13 protein-coding genes are annotated in these 14,722 nt (G+C 55.9%); 7 read left to right on the forward strand and 6 right to left on the reverse strand.

The genetic code is table 11. From position 1 onward, the window contains the following. Nucleotide 1: 1 nt before the first annotated feature. The 4 genes from A4E33_RS10035 (at nucleotide 2) to A4E33_RS10050 (ending at nucleotide 4,160) form a co-directional block, all read left to right on the forward strand. Nucleotides 2–1,474, forward strand: coding sequence for a hypothetical protein (locus A4E33_RS10035; RefSeq protein WP_292347772.1), 1,473 nt, complete (start codon nucleotides 2–4; stop codon nucleotides 1,472–1,474). Between the two features lie 320 nt (nucleotides 1,475–1,794). Then, nucleotides 1,795–2,427, forward strand: a complete 633-nt coding sequence (locus A4E33_RS10040; RefSeq protein ID WP_292347774.1) for a hypothetical protein — start codon at nucleotides 1,795–1,797, stop codon at nucleotides 2,425–2,427. Nucleotides 2,428–2,652: 225 nt separating this feature from the next. Then, nucleotides 2,653–3,375 carry a hypothetical protein gene (locus A4E33_RS10045; RefSeq protein ID WP_292347776.1) on the forward strand — a complete coding sequence of 241 codons (723 nt, stop codon included), beginning with the start codon at nucleotides 2,653–2,655 and terminating at the stop codon, nucleotides 3,373–3,375. Nucleotides 3,376–4,031: 656 nt separating this feature from the next. After that, nucleotides 4,032–4,160 carry a hypothetical protein gene (locus A4E33_RS10050; protein ID WP_292347778.1) on the forward strand — a complete coding sequence of 43 codons (129 nt, stop codon included), beginning with the start codon at nucleotides 4,032–4,034 and terminating at the stop codon, nucleotides 4,158–4,160. A 212-nt stretch (nucleotides 4,161–4,372) separates the two neighbouring features. On the opposite strand, the gene A4E33_RS10055 is transcribed toward A4E33_RS10050, so the two are convergent. Continuing rightward, nucleotides 4,373–5,641, reverse strand: coding sequence for an ATP-binding protein (locus A4E33_RS10055; RefSeq protein WP_292347780.1), 1,269 nt, complete (start codon nucleotides 5,639–5,641; stop codon nucleotides 4,373–4,375). Nucleotides 5,642–5,897: 256 nt separating this feature from the next. On the opposite strand from A4E33_RS10055, the gene A4E33_RS10060 reads away from it, so the two are divergent. The 3 genes from A4E33_RS10060 (at nucleotide 5,898) to A4E33_RS10070 (ending at nucleotide 9,534) form a co-directional block, all read left to right on the forward strand. Further along, a complete protein-coding gene (locus tag A4E33_RS10060; protein WP_292347782.1) occupies nucleotides 5,898–7,322 on the forward strand; it encodes an amino acid permease in 1,425 nt (474 codons plus the stop codon). 567 nt (nucleotides 7,323–7,889) lie between these two features. Next, entirely contained in the window at nucleotides 7,890–8,777 is an 888-nt protein-coding gene (locus A4E33_RS10065) for a dihydroorotate dehydrogenase (RefSeq protein ID WP_292347783.1), read from the forward strand. Continuing rightward, on the forward strand, nucleotides 8,770–9,534 hold the full coding sequence (locus tag A4E33_RS10070) for a dihydroorotate dehydrogenase electron transfer subunit (RefSeq protein WP_292347786.1): 765 nt from the start codon (nucleotides 8,770–8,772) through the stop codon (nucleotides 9,532–9,534). Before A4E33_RS10065 ends, A4E33_RS10070 begins: the two co-directional genes overlap by 8 nt. A gap of 151 nt (nucleotides 9,535–9,685) precedes the next feature. Here the strand turns inward: A4E33_RS10070 and A4E33_RS10075 are convergent, their stop codons facing one another. The 5 genes from A4E33_RS10075 to A4E33_RS10095 all read right to left on the reverse strand — a co-directional run bounded on the left by A4E33_RS10075 (nucleotide 9,686) and on the right by A4E33_RS10095 (nucleotide 14,706). Further along, the gene (locus A4E33_RS10075) at nucleotides 9,686–10,528 is read right to left on the reverse strand and encodes a hypothetical protein (RefSeq protein WP_292347787.1); all 843 of its coding nucleotides are present in this window, start codon (nucleotides 10,526–10,528) and stop codon (nucleotides 9,686–9,688) included. A 300-nt stretch (nucleotides 10,529–10,828) separates the two neighbouring features. Next, the gene (locus tag A4E33_RS10080) at nucleotides 10,829–11,974 is read right to left on the reverse strand and encodes a HEAT repeat domain-containing protein (protein WP_292347789.1); all 1,146 of its coding nucleotides are present in this window, start codon (nucleotides 11,972–11,974) and stop codon (nucleotides 10,829–10,831) included. A 77-nt stretch (nucleotides 11,975–12,051) separates the two neighbouring features. After that, nucleotides 12,052–12,846 carry a hypothetical protein gene (locus A4E33_RS10085; RefSeq protein WP_292347791.1) on the reverse strand — a complete coding sequence of 265 codons (795 nt, stop codon included), beginning with the start codon at nucleotides 12,844–12,846 and terminating at the stop codon, nucleotides 12,052–12,054. A gap of 58 nt (nucleotides 12,847–12,904) precedes the next feature. Next, nucleotides 12,905–14,011, reverse strand: a complete 1,107-nt coding sequence (locus A4E33_RS10090; protein WP_292347793.1) for a hypothetical protein — start codon at nucleotides 14,009–14,011, stop codon at nucleotides 12,905–12,907. After that, entirely contained in the window at nucleotides 14,008–14,706 is a 699-nt protein-coding gene (locus A4E33_RS10095; protein ID WP_292347795.1) for a hypothetical protein, read from the reverse strand. Before A4E33_RS10095 ends, A4E33_RS10090 begins: the two co-directional genes overlap by 4 nt. Nucleotides 14,707–14,722: the final 16 nt, after the last annotated feature.

Raw genomic sequence — 14,722 nt, forward strand, 5'->3', positions numbered from 1 at the left:
TATGATTGAATGTCTGAAGATGAGGTACCAGGTAATTCTAGTTTTAGGACTGGTTACATTGATATTCAATATCCCATTTGCATGTGCAGAAGCGAGTAACGGAACGATTTCCCCGGAAACCACAACTGAAGTTCTGAACAATTCCAGTTCGGTTTCTCTGAATGCAAGTAAGATGTTGCCGGCCGAAACAGCAACAGAAGTGACAATAGCTACTCCGGAAATTACCCCTTCACCCGTTTCATTATTCGTGGATGAAACTTGGTCCGCTGAACCAACAATGATTAAACCAGTACTCCAACAAAAAACCATTCCGGTATCAGTGCAGCGGAAAATCTCGACCGATCTCCATTACCTTATTGATTCAAACTCACCCCGGACCGGCCCGGACCGGAATGCTGTCGAGGACCAGATGCTCATTGAAGGAAAGCTCAAGGTAAATACACTGGATAGTCCGTCCGGAAAAGTGGTCCACCGTAATACAACCCCTTCAATTAAATCAGCCGAAAACCTCGTTCTCGTCTCCATCGATCTTGATCCTTCGGCATCCATGACGGATATTGATGCATATCTGTCATCGGTACTGGAACACAACGAACAGGACCATTATATTGTTGCATGGGTCGATCTCAGTGAACTTGACACTCTTGCCTCACTTGATACCGTGATCAATATCAGGACTGCGGAACCGTCAATAACCCGGGATTCTCCGGTGTATCACGATACAAAATTTGTCAACCGACGGGAGGGGCTTCCTCCGGCAACGGCAGATGATGCGAAGGTGAGCGTGCAGAAGTTCGTAAAAACAGCCGAACGAAACCTTGAATTGAAAGAAACGATTAAGACATCCCGTGGAGAGAGTTACGAACTTGTCTCGGACAGCGAGTGGTACACGGTTAATGTAAATACCGGTGAAGTCGAGACAGCGGTTTTCCTGAACGCACAGCCGATCTCAAACCCGCTGCATATGTTCCGGAACGCAGCTGAAATCTCCCAGGATGACGCATTCACCCGAGCAGAGGATTATGCCGGAAGGAATTACCAAAATTTTTACAACAGGACAATGATTCTGACACAATCCCGGCTGGTTGATCACGGTTCGGCAGGAAAAACATATTATTTCACCTGGAGGGAGAAAATCAACAACGTCATTATTCCCAACATGGTGGATATCTCAGTTAATCCCCAAAGTGGTGATATAATCAGTTACATCGGTATCGATCAGCCGCTGGATATCGACATTGTTCCAACAGTATCAAGAGAGGAAGCTCTTTCAAAATCGGTTGGAGCATTCGCAGCCATTGACGAAGTGAAAGCCAGTGCAATTCTTGCTGTCATAGCAATCAGTCAGAACGATCAACGCCTTGTCTGGATCACTGATGTCAGTGGCGCTCCGAAAGACTTCATCCATACTGGAGGCAGTGTATTGATTGACGCACATACCGGTCAAGTGGTTAAAATAGATCATTACAGCTGAATTATAGTGTGGTAGGAATGAAACGTAAACCGTTGGCAATCACAACAACATCCGGAATCCTGAGCGGAGCAGCAGTTGCCCTCTTATTCATTTTTTTTATTCCGCACATCACGAAAACAATGTGGGAGAAAATATTTGAGTATAACTGGAGTTTACAATGGATCCCATTGTATGAAGGATATCTTCTGTATATCCTTTTCATGCTGTTTGTCAGTGCGTTAACAATTCACCACCTTCGCGCTGAGATTCCCTCTCTGGAAATTGCATCCGCGTTGGGAATTTACTATGGGATTGTTTCCTCTCTTGCAACAACCGTACTCATGATGATGAATCTGCAGCTGACAAAAGGATTCATCTACCTGATGTTTTATCTTGAAACGGCTCTCCCGCTTGTGTGCATTGCTATTATCTTCGGAGCCCTCGGGGCAGGTATCCAGTACTGGATCTGCACACGGGACGGGGATAGCAAGGACTCTCCCGGGTCTCAGGTACTGCACAGCAGGATCCTGCTGGGTGTTCTCCCTGTTGTATTCATTCTCGTCCTTTTCCTTGTCTTCATTTCACCTGATATTGTAGTATCCGGCATCCGGTCCGGCGATATTGACTGGAATCCCTGTTGTGAACGGATGGATTTCATAGACAAAATTGATCGTACCGGCACTGATTCGATTAGTATCAGCATGAAAGCAGATCAGGATAAATATCCTGAACTTGCCCCAAGACCGGTTTTTTTTATTTCCGTTAACGGGAAAGACCTGTCGAACATGAGCAGCATCCGGGCCCAGGGGCTGGCGGATACAATCGATCCTCTGGAAGGCCTGCTCTTTGCGGACCAGTCCAGCGTGATTCTGAAAGGCCCTGACGTTTCCAACAGCAGCGGGCCCTGCTATGTTAATATCTCCGAAAAATTTTCGAAGAGGGCGGTAAGACCACTAGCAAATTACCGGGTTTAAGATGAAAAGGGTATTTGCCGTGCCCTCACTTTTTACGCTACCACGTAATTTCCATCATACTACAAAACGTATATATCCAAAAGTATAACAGAATCCGGCAAACCCGGCCCTGTCCAATAACCGGCCCCAACCCCCGGTAACAGGAGCATGCCGGTAATCAGAGGAAAGCGACTCAATGAAAACCCACACACGAAGAGCGACAGCTCCGGAAAAGGAGCCGGAACCATGACCCGCGGACGCAAACCAAAGGAGGCGATCCGGTCAGCGATCCGGGTCGCGGAGAAGCGGGGCGAGGTAGATCTCGTACGGTTCCGGCCCGGCATGATTGCCACGCTGCTCATCTACTGCGCAGGCTTTGTAGTGCACGTACGGATCAAACGGATGCGCCACATCCGGTGTTCGGAGCAGGCGCTTGAGCTTGAGGCTTCGGAGGATCTCGCGGCGCTCCGGCTCATCGCGGAGTCCCTGCAGATCTCGCGCGAACTCTGGATCTGTTCGCCGCGGGGAAATTTCCGGTTCTTCCGGGTCCTTGCGGATTCGCTCGTGGAACTCGACCGCGACGGCCAGCCGCTGCCGGTGCAGTGGCCGGCCAGGAAGAAAAGATCACCGGCGGTCACGACACCGCTCGGGAATGCGTACGTAATTGTTGCCAACGCGAAACCGGAAGCAGAGCCGGCCGGAAAATCCGGTGAGATTCCTGCAGACCCGGGGCCGGGCAATGTGCCGGTCGGTGAATGCGGAATTTTACCGGGAGAAGCGGAACCGGAAAAGGTACCGGCCGGGGAATCCGATAAGACCAAGGCAGATATGGAACCAGAATCTATACCGGCCGGAAATTCCGGTGAGATCTCGGAAGTATCAGGCTTGGAAATTGTGCCGGCCGGAGAAACCGGAAATTTTCCGGGGAATGCGGAATCCGGAAGAAACGCCGGCGAAAGAGTCCGGTGAGATCCCGGCAGACCCGGGCCCGGAAAGTTTTCCGGCCGAAGAATCCGGTCATATCCCGTCAGATGCGGAGTTGGTAGCGGTACCGTCAGGAAAATCCGGTCATATCCCGGCAGATGCGGAACCATATAATGTTTCGACCGGAGAACTCGGAAATTTCCCGGCACATACGGAACCGGTAAAAGTACCGGCCGGGAATCCGGTGAAATCCCGGCAGGTGCGGTGCCGGGAATGATGCCAGCGGGGGAATCTGACTGTCTGACAGGCCCCCTCCAGGACAGTTCACCCCTGTGATCCATATCTCCCTGAGTGTAAAGGAGGGGGAAGATCGGCAAAGGAGGCGACCTCACAGATCGTGCCCCTTTTGCCAATCGGAGCCATTATAGGGCGATTTGGAACCAGTCCCTTCGTGCCTGTATATTGGGGTGTCCCGAAAATGTGACGAATTCGCAGAAAAGTGTTGCAAATTCACTTTTTCCGGGCCCGTAATGGGCTCCGATTCGGTTTTTCACGCCGGATGTAAAATGTGCCCTAATAGACCCTTTCAGACCGCGAAATTCGTTCTTGGCTGGACTACAGCAAAGAGAAACAAAAGAAGGGGGGTTTTTCAACCCGGGATTTTCTCCAATCCGGCAGTATGATCCGAACTTATCACCATTATGACCGTATTAATTCCCGGATTTAACGATACCAGAAATATCCTCATCCTCATGGAAGAGCACAGTGCCGGCACCGGTATCGTGATCACAAAAGGATCTTTCCAGGAAGAGAACTGCCGGCAGCTGTGAGATACCATGAATCCCGGCGTGACTTTTTTCTTCCTGCAGAATGGGAACAGTTGCCCTCGGCGCGGAACCGGAATACTCCCCGGCCGCCTGGTCTTCGCCAAAAGATGAAAACAGCAGGTTGCCGGAACCGTGGAAAAAACGGACATATCCGGGGACTGCCAGGATTTTCCGGAAACCGGTACTCTTCACGTTCAGATTCCGGAATCCGGTGATTATTGCACGCCTTCTTCCAGCAACCATTTCCAGACAGGTTTTATTATGATGGTTTTTTCCTTCACCGCCATTTCGTCCTCCTGGACGTGGGTCAGGATCAGTCCCTGCTTCAGGCCGAACGCCCCCATCGCTTCCAGCAGGCCGGATATTTCACGGTCCCGGTTCTTTTCCGTTAATTCATGACAGACCTGGATGGCCGTGATAATCTTTTTTTTGTCCTTCAGCACGAAATCACATTCCCTCTCTTGTGCATAGTAAAAGATCTCGCTGCCCCGCCTCTTCAGCTCGATGTAGACTATATTTTCAAGGATCCGTCCCTTGTCCGGTGTCAATGAAAAACCGTTCAGGATGCATAACGCCGTATCGATGCCGTAGATCTTCCGGGGGGACGTGAGCTGTTTTCGTATCGAGAAATCAAAGCGCTGGAGCTCGAAGAAGAGGTATGCACTGCTCAGGTACGAGATATATTCCTTGACCGTGATCGCGTTTGTCAGCCCAAGGGTTTTTTTCAGGGCATTGTACGTGAACGGGAGCGTTATCGTGGACGCAAGGATCCCCACCAGCTCGCGGACAATCCGCTGCCTCCGGATAGCATAGCGGGCAATGATATCCCGGTACAGGATATTATCGTACAACGTTTTGAGGTAATCAGGATCATTGTTCCGCAGGTACTCCGGCAGCCCCCCGCTTTCCGCATACCGGCCAAACTCCCGGATGAGGGTCGCCTTTTCTTCTGAAAGGTACAGCGACTCTTTCCTGCATGTGATATTCCGGAACCTGAGATACTCCTCAAAAGAGAATGGAAAAATCTCAAAAAGTTTGTACCTCCCGGTGAGCCGCGTGCCGAATTCCTGGCTGAGCAGGGCGGCATTTGAGCCGGTGATGATCACTTTTTTGCCATCGTCCCTGAGCCTGCGCACAAACGTCTCGAACTTCTCCACGTTCTGGATCTCGTCAAAGAAATAGGTGCCGGATGGTCCGTACACTTCGAGGAGCACTTCGTTGAGAATCTCGAAGTCCGCAGCATGAAAACCAAGCAGGCGTTCATCGTCGAAATTGACATAACAGAAACCGGTGGAGGACTGCATGAGCTGTTTCAGGAGCGTGGATTTCCCGCACCTCCGGATACCGGCAAGGATGAGTACCCGTTCATCGCCAAGAGCGCCGGCCAATGTCCTGAAGATGGTCCGCTCAATATATTGCCCGCGTTTTTCGATCTGCGCTTTCTGCTGGACAACAAGCTGCCGCAGCAGGGCACTGGACACCATACTAATTAGTAATTAGTAAACTGCAATAAACCTTCTCACTGGCAGTTAGTAGTCCCGGGGGTTCTGCCCGTTGCTCCGTACCCGGGCGTGCCGGGTATGTTCCGGAGGTATCTCCAGCTCCCGCCCCGCCCGGCAATCCCCTTCGCAGCAGTGGATGAATTACGGATCTGCAAAAAAATCCCGGCCCGCCCAGCCCCCCGGATCAAAAGCCATACCCTTTTCCCGCACAACGCTCAAGCAATCTTCCGGAATACCGATGACTGCACGCAACGGGCAACCGGCCGGAGGACCGTTCCGGAAAAAGCCGCTCATGCAGCTCGTCGGCGAATGCACGGCCCGCAATGCCCTCCGGCGCGTCCTCACCCCGTGGGAACTCCTCTTCCTCGGGATCGGATCAACGGTCGGCGCCGGCATCTTCGTGGTCACGGGCGTTGCTGCCGGCAACTACGCGGGGCCGGCGGTCGTGCTCTCGTTCGTCATCTCCGGGATCGTTGCCCTGTTCGCCGCGATGTGCTACGTGGAACTGGCCTCGATGGTTCCCTGCGCCGGCAGCGCGTACGTGTATGCCTACGCGGGCATCGGCGAGATCTGCGCATGGATCATCGGCTGGGACCTGATCCTCGAGTACGCGTTCTCCATATCCGCTGTTGCCGTGGGCTGGTCGGGATACGTAGCGACCCTCTTTGCGGGTGCCGGCTTCCCGCTCCCCGCCGCGTTCAGCAACGCGTACGGCGTCTCCGGGGGAATCGTGAACCTTCCGGCGATCCTCATCATCATGGCCATAACCATTCTCCTCACCTTCGGGGTCCGGGGCAGCGCCCTTATCAACAACATCATCGTCATCTTCAAGATAGCAGTGATCCTCCTCTTCCTCTTCCTTGCCGCCGGCCATATCGATGCCGCCAACTACACACCGTTCATGCCGTACGGCTGGGGCGGGATCCTGACCGGCGCCTCCATCGTCTTCTTTGCCTACATCGGTTTCGATGCAGTCACAACCGCTGCCGAGGAGACGGCAAACCCGCGGCGGAACATCCCGATCGGCATCATCGGCTCGTGCGTGATCGTGATGGTCCTCTACATCGCGGTCGCCGCGACGCTGACCGGTATCGTCCCGTACACGGCGCTCCACAACAACAACGCACCCATCTCCTCTGCCCTGTCGGCGATCGGCATACCGTGGGGCGCCGCGCTCGTCTCGGCGGGCGCGATCGCCGGGCTCACCTCGGTCCTCATCGTCACGCTCTTCGGCCAGACCCGGATCTTCTATGCCATGGCGCAGGACGGGCTCCTGCCCCGGGTGTTCTCGGCCGTCCACCCCGTGTACCGGACGCCGCTGCTCGTCACCCTCATCACCGGCTCCGCGACAGCAGTTATCGCCGGCCTCCTCCCGCTGGATATCATCGTGGAGCTGGTCAATGTCGGCACGCTCTCCGCGTTCTTTATCGTTGCCATCACGGTCGTCATCCTCCGCAGGACCGATCCCGATGCCCCGCGGACGTTCCGGACGCCGCTCGTACCGTTCGTGCCCCTCCTCTGCATGCTCTTCTGTCTCGGACTTATCGCTGTTCTGCCGGCGATCACGCTCCTCCGCTTCGTGGTCTGGCTCGCTGTCGGCCTTGTCATCTATTTCCTGTACGGGTACCGGCACAGCGTCCTGGGTGGTGCACCGGCAGGGTGACCGGTGACGGATGATGCGGTTTTCCGGGAGTGCCTGGCGGAACTGCCTGAGACACTCCAAATGAGATGGTCATGAGATTCTGGAGAAATTCTCAAGAAAAATCGGCTCTGTAGAAAACCTGGAAGGGGATGTGTCTGATAATGATGGAGCCACGGGCGCTCGGGGTCTGTCGACCCTCGCCCCGTGGAGCATTGCAGTATATGGGTATCAAGATGGAAAACGGTGGTCAAGGGGGCTTGCCCCCTTGGGCTGCCTCCCCCTCTGGGGGAGAGAGGGGGTCACTTTCACAAATCCACTGAGTGCATTGTAGGTACGATTTCTCCAGAGCGAAAAATAATTATTACCCCCCTTGTGCCAGCCCTGCTCCCGATTGTGACGGGAGCGCTTGCGATTCCTCTGCATTACCTTTCCTGGAAAATCTCCATCGAATATACAGGTAATTCAGTGATGTCGCAATACGGGAGTGGTGTCAGAGGGGTTCATCAGAACCCCCGGGGAACGTCACCACGGGATCACAGGATCTCTCCAGAGCTGTTCTATATATTTTTAACAACCAATTTCTGGTGAATGGTAGCACTCAGGCCCGGCAAAGTGACGGTCGGCGGCGTGACCCTGGAGAACCACCTGCTCCTTGCAGCCGGGGTTCTCGGCACGACCGGGGCCTCCCTGTCAAGGATGCTCACGCTTGGGGCGGGCGGCGTTGTCACGAAATCTATCGGGCCGGCGCCCAAGGACGGTCACGCGGGCCCCTGCCTCGTGGTACTGGAGGACGGCATCCTGAACGCGATGGGCCTCCCAAATCCCTCGAAAGAGTTCGTGGACGAACTTGCGCCGCTGGCAAAAAAACCGGTGGTTGTCAGCATCTTCGGCGGAACACCGGAGGAATTCGGGGAGGTTGCCGGGTGGTTTACCGGAAAGGCTGCCGGCTTCGAGCTGAACCTCTCCTGTCCCCATGCGGAGGGGTACGGGGCGGCGATCGGAAGCGATCCCGGTCTTGTCGAGGCCTGCACGCGGGCCGTGAGCCGCCTCGGTGCGCCCACCTGGGTCAAACTCACGCCGAACGTCACCGATATCACCGCGATCGGGAAGGCCGCTGAACGCGGCGGGGCGACTGCGATCGTTGCGATCAACACGGTGAAGGCCATGCGGATCTCAACCGGGCTGCGCAGGCCGGTGCTCGGCAACCGTTTCGGCGGCCTCTCGGGAAGCGCCATCTTCCCGGTTGCGGTCCGCTGCGTATACGATCTCTACGAGGCCGTCAAGATACCGATCATCGGGTGCGGCGGGATCGCGAGCGCCGATAACGTGGTCGAGATGATGATGGCGGGCGCCCGGGCTGTCGAGATCGGCAGCGCCGTGCAGGGCGACGTTACCATCTTCTCGAAGATCGCGGGGAAACTGTATGCAAAGGACGGCATCAGCGCCGACGAGATCGTGGGGTGCGCCCATGCCTGAAGGCCTCCCGGTACCGGTCACCATCCAGCGGGTGAAGCAGGAGACCCCGTCCGTGCGGACATTCTGGTTTGACACTCCGTTCCCCTCGGTCCCCGGCCAGTTCGTCATGGTCTGGGTGCCGGGCACTGACGAGATCCCCATGGCGCTCTCCTCGGAGAACAGCATCACGGTCCAGAAGGTCGGCGATGCGACATCAGCCCTGTTCGATATCGGCGAGGGGGGGAAGATCGGGATTCGCGGGCCGTTCGGGAACGGCTTCCCGAAAGGGGAGAAGTACCTCGCTATCGCCGGTGGTGTCGGTGCCGCGCCGCTCCTGCCCCTTGCCCGGGCCGACTGCGTCATGACGATGCTGCTCGGCGCCCGGACCGAGAACGAGCTCCTCTTCATGGACCAGCTGGACGAGCTGACGGATGTCATCATCGCAACGGACGACGGCACGCTCGGGACGAAAGGGTTCGTCACCCAGCTCATGGAAGACCTGAACCTCGCCGCGTACGACCGGATCGCGGTCTGCGGGCCGGAGGTCATGATGCGGGCCGTGCTCGCAAAGGTGGACGAGAAGGGAATCGCCCACAAGACAGAGTTCTCCCTCCACCGGTACATGAAGTGCGGGGTCGGGGTGTGCGGCTCCTGCTGCATCGATCCCTCCGGCCTCCGCGTCTGCCGGGACGGGCCGGTCTTCACCGGCGACAAGCTCCTCAAGAGCGAGTTCGGCCACTACATGCGGGACGCGAGCGGCCGGAAGAAGAATATCTGAGCCGGCCGGATTCCGGCGGGATGTCTTTTATCAATTTTTCCAATCCACATGATTCTTCGACACAGGGCACGCACAAGGCGGGGAGTCCATCCTATCAATTCCTGGCCATTAACTGATTTTCATGATTCAATTATGATCAAGACTCTTTTATTCACGTTTCAACCAGGCATCGCTTTTCAGGAATCTCGTCTGCAGGAGGAATGACAGCGCCTGATGGTATCTCTTTTTCCGGCCAGAACAATCCGGCCACCATAAAGACCCCCATCGTTGCAGCCATACGGGAATACATCAGGATATCGTTAGCGCTTGTCATATATGCATAAGGATCAGAATAAACCGACATCCAGTATGATCCGAGGGTTAATCCTATCATCCCGAAAAGGGCCATTGTTTCGATCTTTTTGATCCCGTATCCCATGATTGCTCCGATCAACAACCCGATTCCGGCAAACAAAAGGGCATTGCCGAATAACGGAGCGTGAAAAAGGATATCGAACTGCCGGTAATTATCATGAAAGAGAAAGGTAACTGTCATAAGCACCCAGTCTATCGCCCCGGAGATGAATAAAATAAAAAGGACGGTCATGTGGATCGGTTTTCCTGCTTTGTGAAACAGATAGCCGCAATAAAGAAAAAATAACGGGAGCAGGGGATAAGAGATCAATTGAAACCATCCGAAAATTACTGCGAGAAAAACAAGCCCCCCCAGGTTTCCGACAATGATACTGGCAATTCCGGCAACCAGACCCAAAAGCAGAAGAACTATGGCAGTCTTCCAGTCAAGTGTCAGGATGCCTAAAATTATCCCCCATATTGCGACGATGTACCAGAAATTGAATGGCAGGAATATGATGCTGTCCCCGAGCGGGTGAATTCCTTCACCCCAGAAAATTCCGGTATATCCAAAACCAATTGCTCCGATAACCAGACTGACGGCAATCCGGATAACGGATTTCGTATCATGGGAGTGAAGCAGGTTCTGTTCAGGTGTCATGACTATCATTTTTCAGGCTGCTTTCAGATGCCCGTACGGAAGTATCAGGGAAATATCTACTGGTTGTATCGTCACTTCAGGCTGATGGATTCATCATTTCCCAAACGCAGGTGAGCTGGTTTACTGAACAATTGAGTCATTCCTCTGGATATATATGCATTCTTTTTTTTGATTCTCAAAAAATTCTTCCTGTGATATTGTCTGAATACCGGGCCCTCAAATCATCCGGACTGCCGGAAGAATTATGGTTGATACCACGGTGAGATCGCCCCCCCCTACACCAGACTTGACTTTCGTTTGTTATTTCCCCGCCATCTGCCGCTCGATCTCCACAACCGCCTCCGGCTTCCCGAGCATGAGATCGCTCATGAACCGCGGCCAGTCGAGCCCATCAGCCAGAATCCCGTGCAGCGCCATCAGTGAATACACAGCCTCGGTCCGAACCGACTTGTCCCGGTCCAGCAGGGCATTTTTCAGGACCGTTTCCGTCTCGCCGGCCGGGAACTCCCGGAGCGCCGTTACAACGGCCTGCCGGGTATACGATGAGGATGAAGCAGCGAGAATCGACAGTAGCGTTCCATGGGATCTTCTATCCGCAGCAATATCCCGGAGCGCGACCGCGGCATCGGCCCGGGCCTGCTCCGGTGAAGCGGAAGAGATCATGAGCGCCTGCAGGTCCGGCTCAGCCTCCTCGGAATGCAGCCACCCGAGCCCGAGGATGACCCGGGAGTCCCGGCTGCCGGCCCGGAACGCTTCGCGGTACAGACCTTCGATACGGTCACGTTCCGGGCCGGTGAGCCGGGACAGGATCGGTTTACCGGTCTCGAACAATCCCCGGTAGAAAAGGGAGATATCGTTTTGGTTCCAGAATTCCCGCAGTGCATCCGGGATCATAGGCCGGTCGTACAGCAGCCCTTCCGCAACCGGGCAGTCGCCGGACCAGTAGATGAGGCCTGAGGGGCCTTCCACCTCATAATATCCCATGCATTCAATACTCCGGTTCCGCGGCTCCCGATCGAGGAACGCGAGGATCCCGGCACTCTCTTTTCCCCCCATCGCCACGGCTTTTTTGAATACCTCCGCCGGATCGAGCCCCAGTTTTTTCGCACTGGTGTGCAGCTGCGTCAGTTCGCAGAGTGCCATCCGCTGTCCCTCCATGTCGGCCGGGAGGAGGGCAAGCCCCATGGACGCGAGGCCGGCGATAAGCATGCCGGGATCCTTTTTCCGGACACTGAGCATGGCCATCCGCCCGGCAAATACCTTCAGGGTCCCGGCACTCTCCGTATTGATCCCGGTGATGAATCTGTGCCGTTCACACTCGGAAAGGCCGGGCAGGCAGTTCATCCGGCAGAGGATGCCCTCGTCCCATATGCAGGGGAGTGTCATCTCGTGGTAGTACGAAGGAACGCTCTCAGGGCACTGGTGGGAGGATCCGTGCGTGTCCATTCCGTTGACCTGCCAGCCGGGATGAGGATTGCGTGATCCCTCTTCCGATATCCCGTTAAAAAAAATCGCGTTGCATACTATGAAAAAGGTACGTCCCGCTTCCGGAACGCCCGTGCAGCGATCGCAGCAGCTGCAGCAACGACGCTTATCCCCGCAGGAATCGGGACCGGCGGCGCTTCCATGGGAGAAGCCGGGTTGCTCTCGAAGGTCTGGTATTCCATCATCCCCGGGAATACTGTCATGATGAGTGTCTCAAGATTGTGTGAATGCTGCTGCAGGCCGGCAGGACCGACTACGCCATAGTACACAATATAATAATTGGATCCCGGGAAAAAATCCGTGGAGAAAATAAGGAAATATCCCGAGGTCTCCCGGCTTTCGTACCGTACGGCATCGACCGAATGGGTCTTCAGCCCCGCAACATAGGTGTTGTTTGTCCGGGCCAGTTCTTCCGAAAGGTCAAGGGTTACGTTGGAGACCGTCCCGTGCCGGGCAAGGTACCGGAACAGATCTTCCCGCTGCTGCCGGAACTCGTCCCAGTCCGTGAAGTACCAGGATTCGGTAACATACCGGTCGCCGGTCCGGTTGCAGGAGATGTTCATGAACGCAGCGTACGGCGACATGCCGGGAAAGAACGGCGGCTGCCGGACAGACCGGCTGCCGGCTCGAGAGAGTTCATCAGCGGAAAAACAATCCCCATACGGCGTATTGATATACGGGGGGACAAGGTTGGGCAGGAGGTAGCCGGGCCGGTTTTCTGCCGGGGGGGCCCCGGCGATAGCCGGTCCAACGACCCACAAAAATATGATCAGGAGAAAGAGAAGCGGACAGATTGCCCCCATCCTCCTTTTCCCGGTGGGACAACCTGTCATCACGTGCCCTCCTCTCGCATCCAATCCATTGTTAAAAAGGGATACGCAATCCCTTCATTCACCGTAACGTCCCGTTCACAAGCAGTCCTTTGCCATCAGGTATTACGAACGCTGGTGCCTGCATCTTCAGTGCAGCAGTCGTGCTCTGGCGGCTTAAAGTTACCGAATAGTAATGCATCGCGAACCGCGGTCCCCATGCCGGGTTCTGGCCATTGGCAATCTTCACGGTTGCAGTGGGCGACTGCGCAAAGGAGCGGGTGATCTCGAACGGTACTCCGTTGCCCGGGGGCGTGTCCGATGCAGTCGCGCCAAATACCTGGTTGCCGTTGACATCGATGGTCATCCACCTGCCGCCCGGCACATCGGACCCGGTCATAAGGCCCCGGAAGGTGATGGTATTCCATCCCGTGCCGGAGGGATCCGTGAACGTATGCCAGACGCTCGATTCGGTCGACCCGGCAAGCAGGTTCGTATCCGTGCCGTGTTCCGCCCTGGAGAGTCCGGCGAGGACCGGCTTTGCCGTTTCGAACAGGCCGCGGTAAAACAGGGAGATATCGTGTGCTGCCCAGAACTCCCGCAGTTCGTCCGGGATCAGGGGCCGGTCGTACAGCAGCCCTTCCGCAACCGGGCAGTCGCCGGACCAGTAGATGAGGCCTGAGGGGCCTTCCACCTCATAATATCCCATGCATTCAATACTCCGGTTCCGCGGCTCCCGATCGAGGAACGCGAGGATCCCGGCACTCTCTTTTCCCGCGAGACCGACCGCTTCATGGAACAATGACACTGGATCGATCCCGAGTTTTTTGGCGCTATGGTGCAGCTGCGTCAGTTCGCAGAGTGCCATCCGCTGTCCCTCCATGTCCGCCGGGATGAGGGCGAGCCCCCGTGCAGCAAGACCGGCAACAAGCAGGGCGGGGTTGTTTTTCCGGACCGAGAGCATTGCCATCCGCCCGGCAAATACCGCGAGGGTACCGGCAATATTTGTATCAAGGCCGGCGATGAATTCATGGTGCTCATTGACGGAGAGCCCGGGCAGGCCGGCCACGAGCCGGAAGATTCCATCGTCCCAAGCGCAGGGAAGCGTCATCTCAGGATAGTACAGGGGAACCCTTCCCAGGTACTGCAGGCCGGTCTCCCCGGGCATCCTGTCCGGCAGGTGATTCACGGAAAACGCTCCCCGGGTCCCGCGCCCGTTATGCCGTGATGCTGCAGCATCTCTTCGCTGACTGATGGCAGCCGGATCTCCCGGATCGCCTCATCAACCTCAGCAATCACGTCCTCCCATACCGCCGGGTTGTCCTGCATGATCCGGATAGCGGGGTCAGGTATCGCACACTCATCGGTATTCAGCCCGGTGACGAACAGGGCAGTCTGTACCGCATGGCAGCGGACGAGCATCTCCGTATGGCGCATCAGGGGCCGGACGGTATCGATCGTTTCCGAGAACGGGAACCGCCGGAGGGCAACGCAGGCGTCGATAAGGACAAACGGGTCCGTTGCACGCCGGGCAACCGTTGAAGGGTAGTAAAACGCAGCGGGATCGCGGTCAATCTGCCAGAGAGCGACCGCGGTGTCGATGATATGGCCCGGGAAGCGGACCCAGCCGGTATCGTCCGCTTCCGGGCGCGGCAGCCGGCGGCGGAGGAGCGGGATGGCAGCCCCGCTCCTCAGTTCGGCGAGTCCCTGGACGGCTCGCGGATCAGAGGTTCCCTGCTCCCCGGCTTCCAGCAGGAGATGTTCTGCCTCCTTCCGCTCGGATGCATCCATCTTGCGGAGGATATGCGTGGAAAAACTGTTCATCACCACGTAACCCGGCGGCATAAAAAAGATCTTTTTGAACTCTTCCAGCCGATCGGTCATGGATGTGCCTGGCCAA

Origin of the sequence: Methanoregula sp. PtaB.Bin085 (genome assembly GCF_002067035.1) — an archaeon.
Taxonomy (GTDB): domain Archaea; phylum Halobacteriota; class Methanomicrobia; order Methanomicrobiales; family Methanospirillaceae; genus Methanoregula.